The sequence below is a fragment of the Ferruginibacter sp. genome (assembly GCF_014377975.1).
Classification (GTDB): domain Bacteria; phylum Bacteroidota; class Bacteroidia; order Chitinophagales; family Chitinophagaceae; genus Ferruginibacter.
In genome coordinates this window covers 1-1,570 of the sequence record NZ_JACMOO010000029.1, presented here as the reverse complement: position 1 = coordinate 1,570, position 1,570 = coordinate 1, and the positions used below count along the sequence as shown (strand labels likewise).

Genomic DNA, 1,570 nt, shown 5'->3' with positions numbered 1-1,570 from the left:
TTAACCCGTAATAAGCTTATTGGCATTGGAATAGTGTGTGGTTTGGAAATTAATAACCGACCTGCATCCATCAATATTTCCAAAGGTTGTGGTGTTACATCCAAGGGATATCTGGTTGTATGGGAAGATGCAGATCTTACCCAATACATTCCGTATACTTTACCGGCCAATCCATTGTATAAACCCTTTATAAATGAAGGCACCGGCAAACAATACAATCTTTGGCGGTTGCTGAGTGATGAAGGTGCAAATGCTGTGGAAGCTGATAAAATACCCATTTTAAAACCTGATGGTTTTTTAAGAGATAAAATAGTGGTACTGTTTTTAGAAGCTAATGAAATTGACCTTAAAAATTGCGATACCCAAAACTGCAATGAAAAAGGCAGGCAAATGCAACTCATTGTTCGTCCATTATTAATAGGCCGGGCTGATGTGGAAGAAATCATATCCAAACAAAAAAAACTGAGTGGGGAAGATGGACTAAGCAACAGCTACATTGAAAGACTGGGGCTAAAAGAAATTGCTTTAAGAAGATTTGATGTAAGTGCAACACCACTATTAAATTCGTTTGATATTTATAATGCCTACCTAAAATGCATGGATGATGCTGCCCTCGAAAACATTGCAGATGCATATTCACAATGCTACACCATTTTTCAACCCATTTTAAATGATTATGGTGGAAACAATCCTTTTAAAACACTGCAGGTAGATTTAAAAACCAAACTCGAAACTATAAAAAAGTCGTTGCCAATCTATATTCAGTATTATTATGATTTTTTGGATGACCTGGTTAAAGCATACCAGGAATTTAAGGATAAAAGTTTTGATGTAATTACAGAATGTTGCCCAGATGAAGACCAGTTTCCCATGCACCTGATGTTGGGCGAAGCCACCGTGGATACACAGGATTACATTCGTTCTCCCTTCCGGCAATACTTTATTTCATCACCCTTGTTCAACCACCAGGCCGATTTAATAAATGAAGTAAAGACGCTCTTCGATCGCATGGTAGGTATGGTTAAAAACTTTTTTATTCCGCAGTTCAATCTCCGGCAAACTGTGCCCATCCGAATTACACCATCTAAGTGGAGTAACGCCGCTTTATCAGCAAGATCTATTCCCTATTATTACAACATCAACAATGTTGCCCGTTCGTGGAATTGGTTAAAAAAAACCAAAGGAAAATCAAATTTTAATTTATCGTACAACGCAGATAAATACCTGCCGGCGCCAGCGGATAATATTGTAAATCCCCTGCTGTATAGTATGGAGCAGTATGATTTTTACAGAATAGAAGGCCATGTGGGCCAGGATTTTTCAACAGCGTTGAACGTACTTCTTTCAGCAAGAAATAGTAACCGCCTGCCATTTGATGTGATTGCTTTAAAAGCTGGATCCGATGCTGCTAATACTCCTGTAAAATACAATTGTCATTTTGAAGACCTCGAGGCTCAGTTCAAGTTAATTCGTACAGAGCTTGCCTGTAAAATGCATGAGCCGTTGTGTATTGCTGCAAAAGTGCCTTCTGCACTAAGATTCATCAATATACCGTCCGATAAGCCATTTA

General features: G+C 38.5%; 1 protein-coding gene. It reads left to right on the top strand.

Annotated features, from left to right (window positions below):
• On the top strand, positions 1-1,570 hold a 1,570-nt coding region (locus H7254_RS01960; protein ID WP_301931386.1), incomplete at both ends, for a hypothetical protein.